The sequence below is a fragment of the Mesorhizobium sp. M8A.F.Ca.ET.207.01.1.1 genome (genome assembly GCF_004794715.1).
Classification (GTDB): Bacteria; Pseudomonadota; Alphaproteobacteria; order Rhizobiales; family Rhizobiaceae; genus Mesorhizobium.
In genome coordinates, this window is the sequence record NZ_SRUS01000003.1 from 197,673 (window position 1) to 217,210 (window position 19,538).

16 protein-coding genes are annotated in these 19,538 nt (G+C 64.6%); 7 read left to right on the forward strand and 9 right to left on the reverse strand.

Going from position 1 to position 19,538, the window contains the following annotated elements; translation table 11 throughout:
* Positions 1–5: 5 nt before the first annotated feature.
* The 4 genes from nagA to EN850_RS09650 are packed head-to-tail and all read right to left on the reverse strand — an operon-like array spanning position 6 to position 3,863.
* Complete coding sequence (gene nagA / locus EN850_RS09635) at positions 6–1,178, reverse strand: N-acetylglucosamine-6-phosphate deacetylase (RefSeq protein WP_136091111.1); 1,173 nt, start codon at positions 1,176–1,178, stop codon at positions 6–8.
* Positions 1,175–2,209 carry an SIS domain-containing protein gene (locus EN850_RS09640; RefSeq protein WP_135930727.1) on the reverse strand — a complete coding sequence of 345 codons (1,035 nt, stop codon included), beginning with the start codon at positions 2,207–2,209 and terminating at the stop codon, positions 1,175–1,177. The genes nagA and EN850_RS09640 overlap by 4 nt, the downstream gene beginning before the upstream one ends.
* Positions 2,206–2,988: a GntR family transcriptional regulator gene (locus tag EN850_RS09645; RefSeq protein ID WP_127275351.1), complete on the reverse strand. Its 783-nt coding sequence runs from the start codon at positions 2,986–2,988 to the stop codon at positions 2,206–2,208. Before EN850_RS09645 ends, EN850_RS09640 begins: the two co-directional genes overlap by 4 nt.
* Positions 2,985–3,863: an N-acetylglucosamine kinase gene (locus EN850_RS09650; protein ID WP_136091112.1), complete on the reverse strand. Its 879-nt coding sequence runs from the start codon at positions 3,861–3,863 to the stop codon at positions 2,985–2,987. Before EN850_RS09650 ends, EN850_RS09645 begins: the two co-directional genes overlap by 4 nt.
* 199 nt (positions 3,864–4,062) lie before the next feature.
* Between EN850_RS09650 and EN850_RS09655 the strand changes: the two genes are divergently transcribed.
* From EN850_RS09655 to EN850_RS09680, 6 genes are all read left to right on the forward strand, one after another.
* The gene (locus EN850_RS09655; RefSeq protein WP_136091113.1) at positions 4,063–5,022 is read left to right on the forward strand and encodes an N-acetylmuramic acid 6-phosphate etherase; all 960 of its coding nucleotides are present in this window, start codon (positions 4,063–4,065) and stop codon (positions 5,020–5,022) included.
* 2 nt (positions 5,023–5,024) lie between these two features.
* Entirely contained in the window at positions 5,025–6,284 is a 1,260-nt protein-coding gene (locus tag EN850_RS09660; RefSeq protein ID WP_135862825.1) for an ABC transporter substrate-binding protein, read from the forward strand.
* Positions 6,285–6,519: 235 nt separating this feature from the next.
* Positions 6,520–7,449 (forward strand): sugar ABC transporter permease, encoded by a 930-nt coding sequence (locus EN850_RS09665; protein ID WP_136091114.1) that lies wholly within the window; start codon positions 6,520–6,522, stop codon positions 7,447–7,449.
* A gap of 10 nt (positions 7,450–7,459) precedes the next feature.
* Positions 7,460–8,299: a carbohydrate ABC transporter permease gene (locus EN850_RS09670; RefSeq protein ID WP_135932676.1), complete on the forward strand. Its 840-nt coding sequence runs from the start codon at positions 7,460–7,462 to the stop codon at positions 8,297–8,299.
* On the forward strand, positions 8,296–9,357 hold the full coding sequence (locus tag EN850_RS09675) for a Gfo/Idh/MocA family oxidoreductase (protein ID WP_136091115.1): 1,062 nt from the start codon (positions 8,296–8,298) through the stop codon (positions 9,355–9,357). The genes EN850_RS09670 and EN850_RS09675 overlap by 4 nt, the downstream gene beginning before the upstream one ends.
* 15 nt (positions 9,358–9,372) lie before the next feature.
* Positions 9,373–10,371, forward strand: a complete 999-nt coding sequence (locus tag EN850_RS09680) for an ABC transporter ATP-binding protein (RefSeq protein ID WP_136091116.1) — start codon at positions 9,373–9,375, stop codon at positions 10,369–10,371.
* A gap of 167 nt (positions 10,372–10,538) precedes the next feature.
* On the opposite strand, the gene EN850_RS09685 is transcribed toward EN850_RS09680, so the two are convergent.
* From EN850_RS09685 to EN850_RS09705, 5 genes are all read right to left on the reverse strand, one after another.
* Positions 10,539–11,384, reverse strand: a complete 846-nt coding sequence (locus EN850_RS09685) for a fumarylacetoacetate hydrolase family protein (RefSeq protein ID WP_127275359.1) — start codon at positions 11,382–11,384, stop codon at positions 10,539–10,541.
* Between the two features lie 210 nt (positions 11,385–11,594).
* Complete coding sequence (locus tag EN850_RS09690; RefSeq protein ID WP_127871138.1) at positions 11,595–12,326, reverse strand: SDR family oxidoreductase; 732 nt, start codon at positions 12,324–12,326, stop codon at positions 11,595–11,597.
* A gap of 173 nt (positions 12,327–12,499) precedes the next feature.
* Positions 12,500–14,872, reverse strand: coding sequence for an aldehyde dehydrogenase family protein (locus EN850_RS09695; protein ID WP_136091117.1), 2,373 nt, complete (start codon positions 14,870–14,872; stop codon positions 12,500–12,502).
* Between the two features lie 59 nt (positions 14,873–14,931).
* Complete coding sequence (gene deoC, locus EN850_RS09700; protein WP_127275362.1) at positions 14,932–15,978, reverse strand: deoxyribose-phosphate aldolase; 1,047 nt, start codon at positions 15,976–15,978, stop codon at positions 14,932–14,934.
* Positions 15,979–16,189: 211 nt separating this feature from the next.
* Entirely contained in the window at positions 16,190–17,017 is an 828-nt protein-coding gene (locus EN850_RS09705; RefSeq protein ID WP_127275363.1) for a ferredoxin--NADP reductase, read from the reverse strand.
* Positions 17,018–17,237: 220 nt separating this feature from the next.
* Here EN850_RS09705 and EN850_RS09710 point away from each other — a divergent pair, with 220 nt between their 5' ends.
* Positions 17,238–19,322, forward strand: a complete 2,085-nt coding sequence (locus EN850_RS09710) for a hydantoinase/oxoprolinase family protein (protein ID WP_136091118.1) — start codon at positions 17,238–17,240, stop codon at positions 19,320–19,322.
* Positions 19,323–19,538 lie beyond the last annotated feature (216 nt).

Here is a 19,538-nt window from a genome sequence, read left to right on the forward strand (position 1 = left end):
CTCGCTCAGCGCGAAGCGGCAGTCTCGAACACCTTGTCGCCGCCGATCCAGACGCTTCCTATGCCAAGATCGTCCGACAGCGCAACGATGTCCGCCGCCGTGCCATTGGCGAAGCGGCCAAGCCGGTGCGACTGGCCGATCGCCTGCGCCGGATAGAGCGAAGCCATGCGCAAGGCTTCGGATAGGTCGAGTCCGACGGTGCGGTGCATGAACCGGATGGCCGAGATCATGTCGAGGTCGGCGCCGGCCAGCGTGCCGTCGGCAAGCCGCAGGCTTCCATCCTTGCGGTAGATGGTGCGGCCGTTGAGGGTGAACGAGGTCATGTCGGTGCCGATCGTCGCCATCGCGTCGGTGACCAGCACGATCCTGCCCGGTCCCTGCTTGGCATCGAGAGCGATCCTGATCGTCGCCGGATGGACATGGATGCCGTCGGCGATCAGGCCGGCGGACAAGGTCCCGATGTCGAGGGCGGCCCCCGCCAGTCCGGGCTCGCGGTTGCCGATCTGGCTCATCGCGTTGAACAGGTGGGTGACGACACTGGCGCCGGCCTCGGCGAAGGCTTTTGCCGCGGCATGGCCCGTATCCGAATGGCCGAGGCTGACGACGATTCCGGCCTTGGCCAGGGCCGTGACGCGGGCCGGGTCGACGGATTCCGGCGCGATCGTGGTGAGCAGCACCGGCAGCTTCCGGCGCGCCGCCATCAACATGGCCTGGTCGGCGTCCGTCATCGGCCGGATCAGCGCCGGATCATGCGCGCCCTTGCGGGCGATCGACAGATGCGGCCCTTCCAGATGCAGGCCTAGAAAGCCCGGCACCTTTTGCAGCGCCGCGGCTTCGCCGGCGGCGATGGCTGCAGCGGTGATCGCGGGTGTGTCGGTGATCAGCGTCGGCAGCAGTGCCGTCGTGCCGAACGGCGCATGCGCGCGGCAGATGGTTTCGATCGAGGCGACATCGGGATGGTCGTTGAGCATCACCCCGCCGCCGCCATTGACCTGGATATCGACGAAGCCCGGCACCAGCATGCCGCCGCCGGTGTCGATGGCGCGGATATCCCCGGGAAGTGCGCCTTGCGGCAGCATGGCCTCGACAAGGCCGTCGCTCACGACAAGGGCGGCACCTTCATGCCAGTCGTCGCCGTCGAAAATGCGGGCTCCGGTCAGGGCAAAACGATCGCTCATACGGTCTCCGTCACCTTGCGAAGGTTGCGCGGCGCGTCCGGGTCGAGGCCGCGATGGCGGGCAAAGGCCTCGACGAACATGTAGAAGGAGACGATCAGCGTCAGCGGATCGGTCAGCGGATGACCGGTGGCGACATGCGGCAGACGCGTGGCGCGATTGGCGAGTGCCGAGGTGACGAACACCGGCGCGCCCTTGGCCGCCAGGCTGTCGGCGGCTTCGGCGACGGAGGGCTCGGACGCGTCGCGCGCGGCCAGCGCCAGCACCGGAAAGTCGGGGCCGATCAGCGCCAGCGGGCCATGCATGACCTCGGCCGCGCTATAGGCCTCGGCATGCATGCCGCACGTCTCCTTGAACTTCAGCGCCGCCTCGCTGGCCATCGCCGCCGACGGCCCGCGCCCGAGAATGAACAACGACTTCTGCTTCTCGATCGTTTCGGAGAGCACGCTCATCCAGTCGCAGGCGATCGCCTTGCCGAAATGCTCGGGCAGGCGGGCAAGTGCCGCGAGGAGCGCTTCGTCGCCGGTCGAATGCGCCATCAAGGCAAGACCGGCAACGGCGGAGTTGATGAAGGTCTTAGTTGCCGCGACGCTGCGCTCCGGACCCGCCAGTATGTCGATAGCATAGTCCGAGGCGCGCGCGAGTGGCGAATCGGCGGTGTTGGTGACGGCGATGGTCAGCGCGCCGCCGGCCCGTGCGGTTTCGGCCATGGCGACGATGTCGGGGCTCTTGCCGGACTGCGAGATCGCCAGGCACGCCGAGCCTTCAAGCCGCAGCTTGCGGCCATAGATCGAGGCGATGGAGGGGCCGACCGAGGCGACGGCAAGGCCCGCGGTCAGTTCGACGGCATATTTCATGAAGGTGGCGGCATGGTCGGACGAGCCACGCGCCACGGTGACGACGAAATGCGGGTCGCGTTCCCTGATGCCGCGCCCGGCTTCGGCCAGCACCGCGCCGGAGCCGTCGAGCAGGCGGGCGACGGCTTGCGGGATCTCCTCGATCTCGCGCTGCATATGGGTGGTGTTGGAGATCATGGTCGGCCCTCTTCGCTCGGCCCTGTCAGCCGCAGTTCGGCGACGAAATCATAGGCATCGCCCCGGTAGATGGAGCGAGTGAATTCGATCACCTTGCCGCTCGCCAGATAGGAAATACGCTCGATGTGCAGGCCGGCAATACCCGGCGGCACTTCGAGCAGGCGCGCATCGCCCTCGCCGAGATTGGCGGCGGAGATACGCTGCACGGCGCGCACCGGCCGGTTGCCGGTCAGTTCCAGTGCCGCGTAGAGCGAGGAACCGATGCCGGCCGGATCGGGCAGCACGCTGGCCGACAGCGAGGCGCGTTCGATCGCCAGCGGCGTGTCGTTGGCGATGCGCAGGCGCGCGACGCGCGCCACCAGCTCGTTCGACGACAGGCCGAGCACCATCATCTCGTCGGGCGAGGGCGCGTAGAGCCCCCGATCAAGCCAGGCGGAGCGCACCGCCATGCCGCGCCGCGCCATGTCCTCGGTGAAGGAGGTGAGCCGCGACAGCGACTGCTCGACACGTTCCATGCGCGGCGCCACGAAAGTGCCGGAGCCATGGCGCTGCACCAATATGCCGCCCTTGACCAGGTCCTGCACCGCCTTGCGCACGGTGACGCGCGAAATGTCGGCCTTGGTGGCGATGTCGCGCTCGGACGGCAGCGCGTCACCCGGGCCGATCAGGCCGCGATTGACCGCGTCCTCGATGCTTTTGCGCAATTGCAGGTAAAGCGGCGCACCGCTTTGCGAGGATTGTTTGAGCGCGGCGAAGATCTGGTCGGCGGCATCGCTCATCGTGCGGCCTCCGTCCTGGCGAACAGACGCGCCGCCATCTGAACGGCACCGCCTAGCGCATCGTCAAGCGGTTCCTTCAGCAGGGCGCGGTAGCGCGCCGACAGGCGCGGCGCATAGAGCGGCGCCAGCCCGCCGAGCAGGCAAAGCGGCGCGCCGGCCGCGAGGTCGAGCGCGCCGAGCGATGCCTCGACATCGTCGACCGCCTTGTCGAGGATCCAGTTGGCGACGATGTCGCCTTTTTTCGCGTGCTCGAACACTTTCGGCGCGAAGCCGCCGAAATCGCCTGGTTTGGCGTTGGTGGTGAACTCGACCACGTCCTCGGGATTGTTGCGAAAAACGGCCATCATGCTGTCGGTCAGCGGCGATGCCTGGCGCACGCCATCATGCGCGAGCAATGTCTGTTCAAGCAGGTCGCGGCCGATGCGGGCGCCGCTGCCCTGGTCGCCGACCTGGAACCCCCAGCCACCGATGGCGCGCGATTTGCCATTCTTGCGTGCCATATAGGCAGTGCCGGTGCCCAGGATCGCCATCGCGCCGTCACCAGAACCGACCGCGCCTTCGAGCGCGATCTCGGCATCGGTCTCGACGCGGCTGGTGCTGAATGGCAGGATCGCTTCGAGCTGCTGCCGGTAGGTTCCGACATTGGCGCCGGCAAGGCCGAGAATGGCGGGTGTTTGCGGGATCAGGTCCGGATCCTGACCGGCGGCGATGAAGGCCTGCCGCGCCGCATCGACGATGTTCGAGCGGGCGCCGGTGAGGTCGGTGCGGATGTTGGCGGCGCCGCTCTTGGCGCGGCCGATGACAGCGCCGTCCGCTGTAGCCAATGCGGCCCTGCAGCTGGTGCCGCCGCCATCGATACCGAGCACGAATTTCACGCGATTTCTCCTCCGCACGGATAATACCAATAAAATACCAATAGCCAAGAGTTAATTTCCGTTTCAAAAAGATTAAGCCGTATTTTATTGAAAAAATTGCGCAATTCGTCGGCTCAGCGATTTCCTGTCCGCGAATTCGTTAATGCGTGTGGACAAGTGGTATTTTTTTGGTATTGTTTTGTGGATTGGAGGAACTGGGATGGCCGAAACGCGCACCGAAGCGCAGCATGGGAATGCCGAGGGGCTGGATATCCAGGCGCCCGAAGCGATCCTCGGCTCGCTGGCCGATGCGCAGGTCGAGGCCGCGAAAGCCGTCCGCAACGCCATTCCCTCCATCGCCAGGGCAGCCGAGATCATTGCCGGCTGCCTGAGCAGCGGCGGCAAGCTTGCCTATGCCGCGGCCGGCAGCTCCGGCCTGATGGCGCTGGCCGACGCGCTGGAACTGCCGGGCACGTTCGGCATCCAGCGCGACCGCATTGCCATCCTGATCGCCGGCGGCGACGAAGCTTTCAAGACACTGGCCGGCGGGCCCGAGGATGATACGGAGGAGGCCTCGACCGCTGTCGCCAATGCCGGCATCGGCGCGGGCGATTGCCTGATCGCGCTTTCCGCCAGCGGCACGACCCCCTACGCGGTGCGCGCCATCGAGGACGCGCGGCGCCGGGGTGCCGCCACAATCGGCATTGCCAACAACAGGGGTTCGGCTCTGCTCAGGCAGGCCGACACCGCCATCTTGCTCGAAACGCCGCCGGAAGTCATTGCCGGCTCGACCCGCATGGGCGCCGGCACGGCGCAGAAGATCGCTCTCAACATGCTGTCGACGCTGACCGCCATTCATCTTGGTCATGTTCATGACGGCTACATGGTCAACCTCATGGCCGACAACATGAAGCTGCGCGACCGGGCGGCGCGCATCGTCGCCGCCGTCAGCGGCCGCGGCCAGGAAGAGGCCGCCAGCCTGCTCGAAAAGAGCGGCGGCGCGGTCAAGACAGCCATTCTGCTTGCCGCCGGCGCCGACAGCGCCGACGCGGCCGAGAAACTGTTGGAAGGGACCGGCCAGAAGCTGCGGCCGGCGCTTTCAGCAATCGAGGGGAGCAAGGGGCGCAACGCCTCTGTTCTCATCAAAACGGAACCTGAAAAAGGTCAACAGGGAGACTGAGCATGACAACGAAACTACTGACGGCACTGCTTCTGGGCACAAGCATTCTCGGCTCGGCCGGGCTGGCTCACGCCGAGGACGTAACGCTCAACATCGAAAGCTGGCGCGGCGACGACCTCGCCATCTGGAAGGACAAGCTGATCCCGGCCTTCGAAGCCAAGAACCCCGGCATCAAGGTGGTGTTCGCCCCCTCGGCTCCGACGGAATATGATGCCGCGCTCGGCGCCAAGCTCGCCGCCGGTTCGGCGGGCGACCTGATCACCTGCCGCCCGTTCGACAAGTCGCTCGAACTGTTCAAGAAGGGCAACCTTGCCGATCTCTCGGCGCTGCCCGGCATGGAAAACTTCTCGCCCGTCGCCAAGTCCGCTTGGCAGACCGATGACGGCAAGGCGAGCTTCTGCGTACCGATGGCCTCCGTCATCCATGGCTTCATCTACAACAAGGACGCCTTCGACAAACTCGGCATCAAGGTGCCGCAGACCCGCGACGAATTCTTCGCCGCGCTCGACAAGATCAAGGCCGACGGCACCTACATCCCGATGGCGATGGGCACCAAGGACCTCTGGGAAGCCGCGACCATGGGCTACCAGAACATCGGCCCCAACTACTGGAAGGGCGAGGACGGCCGCGCGGCACTGATCAAGGGCGATCAGAAGCTGACCGACAAGGACTGGGTCGCTCCCTATGAGGAACTGGCCAAGTGGAAGCCTTATCTGGGCGACGGCTTCGAGGCTCAGACCTATCCGGACAGCCAGAACCTGTTCACGCTCGGCCGCGCCGCCATCTACCCGGCCGGCTCGTGGGAAATCGGCCTGTTCAACACCCAGGCCCAGTTCAAGATGGGCGCCTTCCCGCCGCCGGTCGAGAAGGCCGGCGACACCTGCTACATCTCGGACCATACCGACATCGGCATGGGCCTGAACGCAGCCTCCAAGCACGCCGACGCGGCCAAGACCTTCCTGTCCTGGGTGGCTTCGCCGGACTTCGCCACCATCTACGCCAACGCGCTGCCGGGCTTCTTCAGCCTGAACTCCTCGCCGGTGAAGATGGAAGACCCGCTGGCGCAGGAATTCGTCTCCTGGCGCGGCAAGTGCAAGTCGACGATCCGCTCGACCTACCAGATCCTGTCGCGCGGCACGCCGAACCTCGAAAACGAGACCTGGGTTGAATCGGCCAACGTCATCAACGGCACCGATACGCCCGAAGCCGCGGCCAAGAAGCTGCAGACCGGTCTCGACAGCTGGTATCATCCGGCGAAGTAAGAGCTCAGGCAACGGAGCCGGCTGGGCGCATGCCCGGCCGGTTCCGGACTACCTGGCAGTTCAGATAGCGATTGTCGGCATCGCCTCTCGGCCTTACCCTTGCTCTTGTTGGGGAAGGCTGGCTGACCAGTCGCAGGCTTTGTTGTTGCCTCGCCGGCAAGAACATTCGGGCCGTGCATCGAGGCGTCATCTAGCATCATATCGTCTGAACCGAGAGACGGCGGGGACCGAACTCATGGCCGCACAAACACGACCGAACAGACCGTTCCGCTGGCATATCGCCGTCTTCCTGGCGCCGGCGGTGCTCGTCTATACGGCGATCATGATCCTGCCGCTGGCCGGCACGCTGCAGCTCTCGCTGTTCCGCAACGTTGACCAGTCCCAGGTCTTCGTCGGCCTGGACAATTTCCGCACCCTGTTCGGCGACCCCAACTGGTCGGTCAATTTCTGGAATGCGCTCAGGAACAATGTCTGGTTCTTCATCATCCACATGCTGGTGCAGAACCCGGTCGGCGTGCTTTTGGCCGCCCTCCTGTCCAGCCCGAAGCTTCGGTTCTCGGCCTTCTACCGCACGGCGATCTTCGTGCCGACCATTCTGTCCTTCGTCATCGTCGGCTTCGCCTGGAAGCTGATCCTGTCGCCGCTGTGGGGCGTGGCGCCGCATCTGCTCGATTTCGTCGGCCTGAAAAGCCTGTTCACGCCGTGGCTCGGCAAGGAGCAATACGCGCTGACCGCGCTCAGCCTGGTGTCGGTATGGCAGTTCATCGGCATCCCGATGATGCTGATCTATGCCGCCCTGCTGTCGATCCCCGACGAGGTGATCGAGGCGGCTGAATGCGATGGCATCACCGGACTGTCGCAGTTCTGGAAGATCAAGCTGCCGCTGATCCTGCCGTCGATCGGCATCATTTCGATCCTCACCTTCGTCGGCAATTTCAACGCCTTCGACCTGATCTACACGGCGCAAGGCGCGCTCGCCGGGCCGAACTATTCGACCGATATTCTCGGCACCTTCCTCTACCGCGCCTTCTTCGGCTTCCAGCTGCAGGTCGGCGATCCCAACATGGGCGCGACCATCGCCACGATCATGTTCCTGATCATCCTCGGCGGTGTCTGCGTCTACCTCTTCCTCATCCAGACGCGCCTGCGTCGCTACCAGTTCTGAGGGGCAAGAGATGAGCATCGCCACCCGTTCACTCCCCCGCACCATCGGCGCCCACGCGATCCTCTTGACCTACACGGTGATCGCGCTTTTCCCGGTGGTTCTGGTCATCATGAATTCGTTCAAGTCGCGCGCCGGCATCTTCGGCGCGCCGCTGACGCCGCCGACGCCGAAAACCTTCGACCTGATCGGCTACACCACGGTGATCGGCCAGGGCGATTTCATCCATTATTTCCAGAACAGTCTCGTCGTCACCGTCGGCTCGCTGTTCTTCGTGCTGCTGTTCGGCGCCATGGCGGCGTTCGCGCTGTCGGAATACCGCTTTCGCGGCAACACGCTGATGGGGCTTTACCTGGCGCTCGGCATCATGATCCCGATCCGGCTGGCCACCGTCGCCATCCTGCAATTGATGGTGGCGAGCGGGCTGGTCAACACGCTGACGGCGCTGATCCTGGTCTACACCGCGCAGGGCCTGCCGCTGGCCGTCTTCATCCTGTCCGAATTCATGAAGCAGGTGTCCGACGATCTGAAGAATGCCGGCCGCATCGACGGCCTGTCGGAGTACACCATCTTCTTCCGCCTGGTGGTGCCGCTGGTGCGGCCGTCAATGGCGACGGTCGCCGTCTTCACCATGATCCCGATCTGGAACGACCTGTGGTTCCCGCTGATCCTGGCGCCGTCCGAAGAGACCAAGACGGTGACGCTCGGCGCCCAGCTTTTCCTCGGCCAGTTCGTCACCAACTGGAACGCCATCCTGGCCGCGCTTTCGCTGGCGATCCTGCCGGTGCTGATCCTCTACGTCATTTTCTCGCGGCAGCTGATCCGCGGCATTACTTCCGGAGCCGTCAAGTGAGTTCAGAAAGACCCCTTCGTGTCGTCGTCGCCGGGCTGGGCAATATGGGGCGCAGTCACGCGCTGGCCTATCACACCAATCCAGGCTTTGAGATCGCCGCCCTGATCAACCGTTCCGACGTGCCGTTGCCGGAGGGGCTGTCCGGCTATGGCATCAGACGCTCGTTCGACGACGCGTTGCGCGAGGAAAAACCGGATGTCGCCTGCATCGCCACCTATTCCGACAGCCATGCCGACTATGCGGTGAAGGCGTTCGAGGCCGGCTGCCATGTCTTCGTCGAGAAGCCGCTGGCAACGACGGTGGCCGATGCCAAACGCGTCGTCGCCGCCGCCAAGGCCAATGGCCGAAAATTGGTGATCGGCTATATCCTGCGCCATCACCCGTCCTGGATCAGGCTGATCGCCGAGGCGCGCAAGCTCGGCGGACCCTACGTGTTCCGCATGAACCTCAACCAGCAATCCTCAGGGCCGACCTGGGAGACGCACAAGCAGTTGATGCAGACGACCTCGCCGATCGTCGATTGCGGCGTGCACTATCTCGACGTCATGCTGCAGATCACCGACGCCAAGCCGGTCGAGGTGCGCGGCATGGGCGTGCGGCTGACCGACGAGGTCGCGCCCTCCATGTACAATTACGGCCATCTGCAGGTGCTGTTCGATGACGGTTCGGTCGGCTGGTACGAGGCCGGCTGGGGCCCGATGATTTCGGAAACCGCCTTCTTCGTGAAGGACGTCATGTCGCCCAAGGGCTGCGTGTCGATCGTCATGAAGGAGGGCGTGAAGTCCGACGACATCGACACCCATACCAAGACCTCGACCATCCGCCTGCACAGTGCGGCGACCGGCGCGGACGGCAAGTTCCTAAAGCCGGACGAGATGCTGTCGATGGAAGGCGAACCCGGCCATCAGGACTTGTGTGATCTCGAACAGGCTTTTGTCCTCAAGGCAATCCGCGAGGACCTGGACCTGACCCGCCACATGGACGATGCGGTGCGGTCGCTCGCCGTCTGCCTTGCGGCCGACGAGAGCGTTCGCAGCGGCGCAGCCGTCAAACTCTAACGACAGGAAGAAGCCGTGGGCTCGCTAAAAATCGAGAATGTAAAAAAGGCCTTTGGGCCGGTCGAGGTGCTGAAGGGCATCGACCTCGAAGTGACGGATGGCGAGTTCGTCGTCTTTGTCGGCCCTTCGGGTTGCGGCAAGTCGACCTTGCTGCGGGTCATCGCCGGGCTGGAGGATTCGACCTCGGGCCGGGTGCTGATCGATGGCGAGGACGTCTCGGTCACGCCGCCGGCGAAACGCGGCATCGCCATGGTGTTCCAGACCTATGCGCTCTATCCGCATCTGACGGTGAAAAACAATATGGGCCTCGGCCTCAAGCAGGCGAGCACCCCTGCGGCGGAGATCGACCGCCGCATCGGCATCGCCTCGTCCATGCTGTCGCTGGAACCGTACCTGGAAAGGCGGCCGGCGGAGCTCTCCGGCGGCCAGCGCCAGCGCGTCGCCATCGGCCGCGCCGTGGTGCGCGAGCCGAAACTGTTCCTGTTCGACGAGCCGCTGTCGAACCTCGATGCCGCGTTGCGCGTCAACACGCGGCTGGAAATCGCGCAGTTGCACCGCCGCCTCAAGGCGACGATGATCTACGTCACCCACGACCAGGTCGAGGCGATGACGCTGGCTGACAAGATCGTCGTGCTCAACGCGGGAAAAATCGAGCAGATCGGCGGCCCGATGGAGCTCTACAATTCGCCGGCAAACGAGTTCGTCGCCGGCTTCATCGGCTCGCCCAAGATGAATTTCGTCGACGGCGCCCGCCTCGGCGAGACAGCCAAGAGCATCGGCGTGCGGCCGGAGCATCTGACCGTCGATCCGAAATCCGGCGCCTGGAAGGGCACGGTCGTCCATGCCGAGCATCTCGGCGCCGACACCAATCTCTATCTCGACTGCGAGAAGGCCGGGCTGATCACCGTGCGGATTTTCGGCGTCTACGACGCGGAACCCGGCGCCACGCTTTATGCGACGCCCGATCCGGGGAGGACCTATCGGTTTGGCGCTGATGGGAAGGTGCTGAAGTAGTGTTTCAGCGTAGGTCGGCGCTGCCCCTCACCCTTATCCTCTCCCCGTGAAAAACTGGGAGAGGGGGTCGCCAACGCTGGAGCGCTTCCCTTCTCCCCGTTACTATACGGGGAGAAGGTGCCGGCAGGCGGATGAGGGGCGGCGCAAGCTTCGCAAGGATCGCTGACTTAAACGTCAGCCCTAAACGTCTGCTTCTGCTGCCCCAAGCCTTCGATGCCCAGCTCCACCACATCGCCAGCCTTGAGAAACACCGGCGGCTTCATGCCCAGGCCGACGCCGGGCGGGGTGCCCGTCGAAATAATGTCGCCGGGGTGCAGCGACATGAACTGGCTGAGGTAGGAGACGAGATAGGCGACGCCGTAGACCATGGTCTTGGTCGAGCCGTTCTGCATCGTCTTGCCGTTGACGGTCAGCCACATTTTGAGGTTCTGCGGGTCGGATACTTCGTCCTTGGTCACCAGCCATGGGCCGGTCGGACCGAACGTGTCGCAGCTCTTGCCCTTGGTCCACTGGCCCTGGCGCTCGGCCTGGAAAGCGCGTTCGGACACGTCATGGGAGACGCAGTAACCGGCGACGTAGTCGAGCGCATCGGCTTCGCTGACATACTTCGCGGTCTTGCCGATGACCACGCCGAGCTCGACTTCCCAGTCGGTCTTCTCCGAGCCGCGCGGGATCAGCACGTCATCGTCGGGGCCGACGATGGCCGAGCTTGCCTTCATGAAGATGATCGGCTCCGGCGGCACGGTGGCGCCGGTTTCGGCGGCGTGGTCGGAATAGTTGAGGCCGATGCAGATGAACTTGCCGGTGCCGGCCACGCAGGCGCCGAGCCGAGGCTTGCCGGAAACCGCCGGCAGCGACTTTGCATCGAGCTTCGACAGCATGTCGAGCGAGGCCGGATGAAGCGTGGTGCCGGCGATATCGGCGACATGGGCGGAGAGATCGCGGATCGTTCCATCCGCATCGAGCAGGCCGGGACGTTCGCTTCCCACCTCGCCATAGCGCAGCAGTTTCATGCATCTTCTCCTGATTGCGGCCTCGCGGCCGTTCTACAAACTCTCCGCCGAGGCATCAGCCCTTTCGGAACCGGGCGGACCCTAGCCACCGGCCTGCTTCACGACAAGCGCAGGCAGCCTGTTTTGACAGCCGGCGAGCGGGATTTTCAGACTTCCCGATCCTTCGCCAAACCCGATCGCCCGGTGCCCGCGATTGTCTCCGGGCAGCGCTCAGATCGACCAGCCGCCGTCGATATTGTAGGCCTGCCCCGATGTGTAGGTGGCGCCGCCCAGGTAGACGGCGAGATCGGCAATCTCTTCCGGCGTGCCGAGCCGGCCCATCGGCTGGCGGGCGATGAAGGCGGCACGCGCGGCTTCGTAGTCGCCCTGCGCGTGCATTCGGTCCTCCAGCGAAGGGCTCTCGACCGTGCCGGGGCAGATGGCGTTGCAGCGTATGCCCTTGCCGACATAGTCGGCCGCGACCGCCTTGGTCAGGCCGATGACCGCGGCTTTGCTCAGGCCATAGACGAAGCGGTTCGGTACACCCTTGGTCGAGCTCGCCAGCGAGGCCATGTTGATGATCGATCCGTCGCCGCGCTCCAGCATGCCCGGCAACACGGCGCGGATGGTGCGGACCATGGCGCGAACGTTGAGGTTGAGCGCGAAATCGAGGTCGCCATCCTTCATCTCGAGGATCGAGCCGGAATGGACGAAACCGGCGCAGTTGAACAGCACATCGACACGGCCGATCTCGGCGAAGGCCGAGTTGACCGCCTCGTCATTGAGGACGTCGACCTTGCGCGTCTTGATGCCGGAGGTCTTGGCGAGTTCCGCCAGCAGCGTCTCGTTGATGTCGGTGGCATGGACGGTGGCGCCAGCCTTGGCGAAGGCCAGCGCGCTTGCCTTGCCGATGCCTTGCGCCGCCGCCGTGATGACAACGACCTTGCCTGCCAGATCCGCCATATCTTTTCCTCGCCTGCTTGGGTCAACTGCCTTTATCGGCGGCCGGCGAAGGCGTCATGTGCCAGTCAGGCGCGATCGTGCGGCCTGTGCCAGTTCACTGATAAAGATGTTTTTTCTCGTTAAAGAACATGCGTCCGGGCGTCAAGCCCGAACGCGATCACCAAGTGCGAACATCAGTCGCCGTAAGGCACCCAGACATTCTTCACCTCGATGGCGCGGCGCAGCAAGGCGTCACCGGCGGCTTCTTCCGAGGCCCAGTCGAGGCTGCGGCCATTGCCGCTCCAGACGCGCTTGAGGTTGCCGACGGAGTCGGCTTCCGCCTTGGCGCAGGTGTCGGCGTCGGCAAACAGCCAGAGCCCGTCGACGTCGTCATGCTTGGCCAGCACGCCTGCAAGCTCCGCCGTGCGGCCGGTAACGATGTTGATGGCGCCGGCGGGCACGTCGGAATATTCGATGACCTGATAGAGATCGGTGGCCAGCAGCGGGTGGCGTTCCGACGGCACGGCCACCACCGTGTTGCCCATGGCCAGTGCGGGCGCGACCAGCGAGATGAAGCCGAGCAAGGGCTGATTGTCCGGCGCGACGATGCCGACGACGCCGACCGGCTCATGCAGCGCCAGCGTCACGGCACGCGCCGGCGGCTGGTGCACGCGGCCCTCGAACTTGTCGGCGAGGCCGGCATAGAGGAACAGCCGCTCAATCGACTGTTCGACCTCGTCCCGCGCGGCCTTGGCGTTGGCCCCGGTGAGTTCGGTGAGGCGGGCGGCAAACTCGCCGGCACGGCCGGAAAGGTTCTCGGCCAGGTAATAGAGCACCTGGGACCTGTTATAGGCGGTTGCCTCCGGCCAGGCCTTGCAGGCGCGCGCGGCGGAAACGGCGTCACGGATATCCTTGCGGTTGCCGAGCCCGACTTCGCCGGCAAGCTTCCCCTTGGCGGTGGCGACGGCAATCGAATAATTGCCGTCCGCCCGCACCTGCTTGCCGCCGATGAACAGCTTGGCCGTGCGATCGATGGCTGAGCCATCCGCCTGTTCGACGGGCTGAGCGGACGACGTCGCCGGCTTGATGACCGAACCGAGCGGCAATTTTGCCGATAGATATTCGAACATGCCCTCGCGCCCGCCCTCGCGGCCGAAGCCGCTCTCGCGGTAGCCGCCGAAGCCGCAGGCGGCGTCGAACATGTTGGTGCCGTTAACCCACACCACGCCGGCCTTCAGCTGAGGCGCCACATGGAGCGCGAGATTGACGTTCTCGCTCCACACCGAGGCGGCGAGCCCGTAGCGTGTGTTGTTGGCAAGCTCGATCGCTTCCTCGGTGTTGCGGAAGGTCATGGTGGCGAGCACCGGCCCGAACACCTCCTCCTGGGCAAGGATATTAGCCGGCGAAACACTCGTTGCCAGCGTCGGCAGGTGATAATAGCCCGAGGACGGCAGCGCTGCATCCGGTTGCCAGCAGACGGCGCCCTGCCGGGCACCCTCGGCGATCAGTCCCTTGACGCGGTCGAGCTGGGTCAGGTCGACCAGCGGGCCGATATCGGTGTTCTTGTCGAGCGGGCTGCCGACTCGCAGCCGGCTCATCCGCGTCTTGACCTTGGCGATCAAGGCGTCGGCGATGCCTTCCTGTACCAAGAGGCGCGAACCGGCGCAGCAGACCTGGCCCTGGTTGAACCAGATGCCGTCGACGAGGCCTTCGACGGCGCTGTCGAGATCGGCGTCCTCGAAGACGATGAAGGCCGATTTGCCGCCAAGCTCAAGGGACAGTTTCTTGCCCGAGCCGGCGGTGGCCTTGCGGATGATCTTGCCGACCTCGGACGAGCCGGTGAAGGCGATCTTCTGGATGCTGGGATGGTTGACGATCGCCGCGCCTGCTTCCGGGCCGCCCTGGACGATGTTGACGACGCCCTTCGGCACGCCGGCGCGTTCGCAGATCTCGGCGAACAGGATTGATGTGAGCGGCGTGAATTCGGCCGGCTTCAGCACCACCGTGCAGCCCGCCGCGAGTGCGGGCGCGATCTTCCAGGCCAGCATCAGCAGCGGGAAATTCCACGGGATGATCTGGCCGACGACGCCGACACCCTTGTGGCCAGGGAAATCCCGGTCCAGCGCGTGTGCCCAGCCGGCGTGATGGATGAAATGGCGGATCGCCAGCGGCACGTCGATATCGCGGCTCTCGCGGATCGGCTTGCCATTGTCGATTGTCTCAAGCACCGCGAACAGGCGCTGGTGGCGCTGCATGGCGCGGCCGATGGCGTAGAGCACCTTCGCGCGCTGGTAGCCCGAACTGGCGCTCCATTTCGGCAGCGCTTTCGTGGCCGCCGCGACGGCCGCGTCGATGTCGGCGGCGTTGGCGTCCGAAATCTTGGCCAGCAACTTGCCGGAAGACGGTTCGCTGGTCTCGAAAGTCTTGCCGCCGCTCGCCGCCTTCCAATCGCCGCCGATGAACAGCGCCTTGCCGAAATCGCGCGCCGCGAGCCAGGCATCAGCTTCGTTGCGCGCCTCCGGCGCCGGGCCGTATTCCATGGCATGATAGCGTTCGAGAATGTTCATCAGGCACTCCAGATAGTTGTCAGAGAAGGCATTCGGTTACGCCCCGCAAAACTCTGACGCTACGCCATCGCGTGGCGGTGATTGGCCGAATAATGCCCGGTCAGATGATGTTCGAGCTGCCGCTCGATGTCGGTGAGCAGGCTCGACGCGCCGAAGCGGAACAGCTCCGGCTCCAGCCAGGGCCGGCCGAGCTCTTCCTTCATCAGCACCAGCCAGTCGAGCGACACTTTCGCGGTGGAAATGCCGCCGGCCGGCTTGAAACCGATGAGATAGCCGGTTTCCTCGAAATAGGCCCTGATGGCACGCACCATGGCAAGCCCGACGGGCAGCGTGGCGTTGACGCTTTCCTTGCCGGTCGAGGTCTTGATGAAATCGGCGCCCGCCATCATCGCCACCATTGAGGCCAGCATGACATTGCGCAGCGTGGCGAGGTCACCGGTGCCGAGGATGACCTTCAGATGCGCGTCCCCGCATGCGGCACGCATAGAGACGATTTCGTTGTAGAGCTCGCGCCACTTGGCCCCGAACACCAGGCCGCGCGGAATGACGACGTCGATCTCGTCGGCGCCGTCCTTCACCGAGGCCTCGATTTCCTGCAGGCGGGTCGACAGCGGCGCCAGGCCGTGCGGGAAGGCGGTGGAGACGGCGGCGACATGGATGCCGGTGCCGCGCACGGCGTCAACGGCCGTGGCAACGAAGGGATGATAGACGCAGACGGCGGCCGGCCGGATGGTTTCGCCCGCAATGCCGAGGCCTTCCATGATGTCGCGGCGCAGCGGGTTGATCGCCTTGGCGCAGAGCCGGCGCACGCGCTCCTCGGTGTCGTTGGAGTTCAGTGTCGTCAGGTCCATGCAGGCGATCGCCCGCAGCAGCCAGGCGGCCTGGTTGTCGGCCTTGATCGAGCGCCGCTTGGTCAGGCTGACGACGCGGCGCTCCAGCGCCGAGCGGTTGACGCTGCGCACCGATTCCAGAAAACCGAGATCGAGTTTCAGGCCGGGATTGCGCGCGATGTGATGATCCAGCGGCACCGGCGTGTTGGCGGCGGCGCGTGCCGGCAGCGGCGTCACCTTGGTGCCAAGATCGGCTTCGCGGATTGTGCTGCTCATCTCCTGCCCTTTCATTCAGCGGCGTGCGCTTGATGTCTTGGTGCGCATCGTTCTCCCAAAGCCGTTCGACACTTTTGGGCGACACGCACGAAGATAGCCCGCGAAGCCGTGCTTCACGAGTCCTCAAGCGAGGGATAGCTGAAAAAGGCCGCGAAAGCAGCTGATTTTTGACCGGAAGGTCAAAACAAGGTTTCTGGGAGACCCGCGGGCCTCAGCCGACGAAGGCGCGTTCGACGACGAAACTCGAGGGGTGGCTGAGCGAACCTTCCTGGAAGCCGAGGCTTTCGGCCAGCTCCTTGACGTCCTTCAGCATATGCATCGAGCCGCAGATCATGATGCGGTCGGTTTCCGGATTGAGCTTCTCGATGCCGAGATCGCTGTAAAACTTGCCCGAACCGATCAGCGCGGTGATGCGGCCCATGCGCGCCGACTCTTCGCGTGTCGTCGAATTGTAGAGCGTGACGCGGCCGGCGGTCAGCTCGCCGATCAGCGGGTCGCTTTCCAGTGCCGCCACCAGTTCCTGGCCATAGATCAGCTCGGCATTGTCGCGGCAGGTATGGGTCAGGATGAGCTGGTCGAACTTCTCGTAGGTGTCGGGGTCGCGCAGCAGGCTGGCGAAGGGCGCGATGCCGGTGCCGGTCGAAATCATGAACAGGCGCTTGGCCGGGGTCAGCGCGTCGACGACCAGCGTGCCGGTCGACTTCTGGCGCATGATGACCGTGTCGCCGACCTGGATCTTCTGCAGTTCCGAGGTCAGCGGGCCGTCCGGCACCTTGATCGAGAAGAATTCCAGCTCTTCGTCCCAGGCCGGGCTGGCGACGGAGTAAGCGCGGTACACCGGCTTCTCGGCATTGGGCAGGCCGATCATCACGAACTCGCCCGAGCGGAAGCGCAGCGACTGCGGACGGGTGATGCGGAACGAGAACAGCCGGTCGGTATAGTGCTTCACCGAGACGACGGTTTCGGCATAGACATTGGCCGGAATCGGAAACTGCAGCGGGCGGGCTTCAGCGGTATTGAACGCGGGCGTGGTGTTCATCAATTCCAACCTTCTCGCCCAATTACAGACGCGGGCGCCAAACTTTCCCGTGCGCGCCCGAACCATTCAGGTTCCGGCGTGCCTTGCACACACTGCGAGGCGGTAAGCTCTTGTGTCGAGAATTTATTAGTATACAAACGATATTTGCGTCAAGATGCCGCCGTAAAACACCTTTCCAAACTGCGGCATATCCGTAGTCCCAGCATTTCGGGTTTCGACAATGAAAGAGAATTTTTCGGTGCAGCCGCCGGATTCCCTGGGCAGCGTCGTCGCCGGCATCGATGTCGGCGGAACCTTCACCGACCTGCTCCTGATCGACGGCAAGGACGGCGGCAAGGTGTATCTGGCCAAGACCCCGACTACGGTCGACAACCAGGCCTTTGGCGTGGTTTCGGCGCTTGGCGCCACCGGCTTTCCGGTCGACGGCATCGATCTCATCGTGCACGGCACGACCACCACCACCAACGCGGTGCTGGAGCGCCGGCTGGCCAGGACCGGCATGATCACCACGCGCGGTTTTCGCGACGTGATCGAGCTTGGCCGGCGTACGCGGCCGCAGCCCTATGGCATGACGGGCACCTTCGTTCCGGTCATCCCGCGCAATTTGCGGCTGGAGGTGTCCGAACGCGTCGAGGCATCAGGCGCCATCCGAACGCCGCTCGACGAGGCAGAAATGCGCGATGCCGTACAGGCGCTGATCGCCGCCGGTTGCGAATCCCTCGTTATCCACTTCCTGCATTCCTACGCCAACCCTTCGCATGAACGGCGCGCCGCCGAAATCGCCGCCGAATTCTGGCCGAACGGCTACATCACCACCGGCCACGCGCTGCTGTCGGAGGCACGCGAATTCGAGCGCGGGGTAACCGCCTCGGTCAATGCCTCGGTGCAGCCGATACTCGAGCGCTATGTCGAGCGGCTGCGCAAGGAATTGGCCGCGAGGGGCTATATCAGAGACTTCCTGATCATGAACGGCAATGGCGGCATGATATCGGCCCGCTTCGTCACACGTGAATCGGCAAAGACCGTGATGTCAGGCCCCGCCTCCGGCGTCATCGCCGCCGCCTATACGGGTAAGCGCGCCGGCTTCGAAAACCTCGTCACCTACGACATGGGCGGCACTTCGACCGACGTGGCGCTGATCCGCAACGCCGAGCCGGCGGTCTCGAACGAGATCGAGATCGAATACGCCATGCCGATCCATGTCCCGATGGTAGCGGTGCATACGGTCGGCGCCGGCGGCGGTTCGATCGCCCGCGTCGACGCGGCCGGACTGATCCAGATCGGTCCGGAAAGCGCGGGCGCCAATCCCGGCCCGATTTGCTATGGGCGCGGCGGGACCGAGCCGACCATCACCGACGCCAACCTGGTGCTCGGCCGGCTGGCGCCGAAGAAATTGCTGGCCGTCGACAATCCGGTCACAGCGGAGCGCGTGACCGGCATTTTCGAGGACCGGATCGGCAAGTCGACCGGCCTCTCCGGCGTCGAAGCGGCTGGCGCGGTGCTCAGGCTCGGCAATATGAAGATGGCCGGCGCCATCCGCATGGTATCCGTATCGCGCGGCCACGATCCCCGCGATTTCGCGCTGTTCGCCTTCGGCGGCGCCGGGCCGCTGCATGCGACGGCGCTCGCCCGCGAACTCGGCCTGCCCAAAGTGCTGGTGCCGGCACGTCCCGGCATCACCAATGCGCTCGGCTGCGTCGTCGCCGATCTGCGCCACGACTTCGTCAACACCATCAACCAGCCAGTGGCCCTGCTTGATGAAAGCCGGCTCCACCAAGTATTGGAACGGCACCGGAACGAAGGCGAGGAACTGATCGCCAAGGAAGCGGTGAAGCCGGCAACGATCCGCGTCACCCACTCCGCGGACATGCAGTTCGTCGGCCAGACCCACATCATCAACGTGCCGTTGCCGTCCTCCTCGGTAACGCGAGCTGCATTGCAGGGCCTGTTCGAGAAAGCCTATTTCGCTCGCTTCAGGGTCGAGCTGCCCGAAATCCGCGCCAACCTCGTCAACCTCAACACCTCGGTCACCGGGATGCGCCCGGCGATCGACTTGTCACGCCTGATCGACCCGGCCGGACGCGCCAAAACGCTCGACGAGGCGCGGCGCGAAATCCGGCCGGTCTGGTATGCCGGCCACTGGCACGACACGCCGGTCTATGTCAGGGAAAAGCTGCCGCTCGATGCGGTCATCGAAGGGCCGGCGATCCTCGAACAGATGGACGCCACCACCGTGCTCGAACCCGGCGACCGCGCGCGCTGCGACGCCGACGGCAACATCATCATCGATGTGGGCAAGGAATGATGGGAAATTCGTCTGTTAGTTTCTGTCCTTTTACAGTCGGCCTCGCGCTGCCCCTCATCGCCCTGCCGGGCACTTCTCCCCGTATAGTGACGGGGAGAAGGATGCAGCTGCGGCCTCGGCGCTTTTCATGCGACGTTGAAGGTGAGCGAAATCATCGGCGACGGCGTCTTTCTCCCCGTCACCATACGGGGAGAAATGTCCGGCAGGACAATGAGG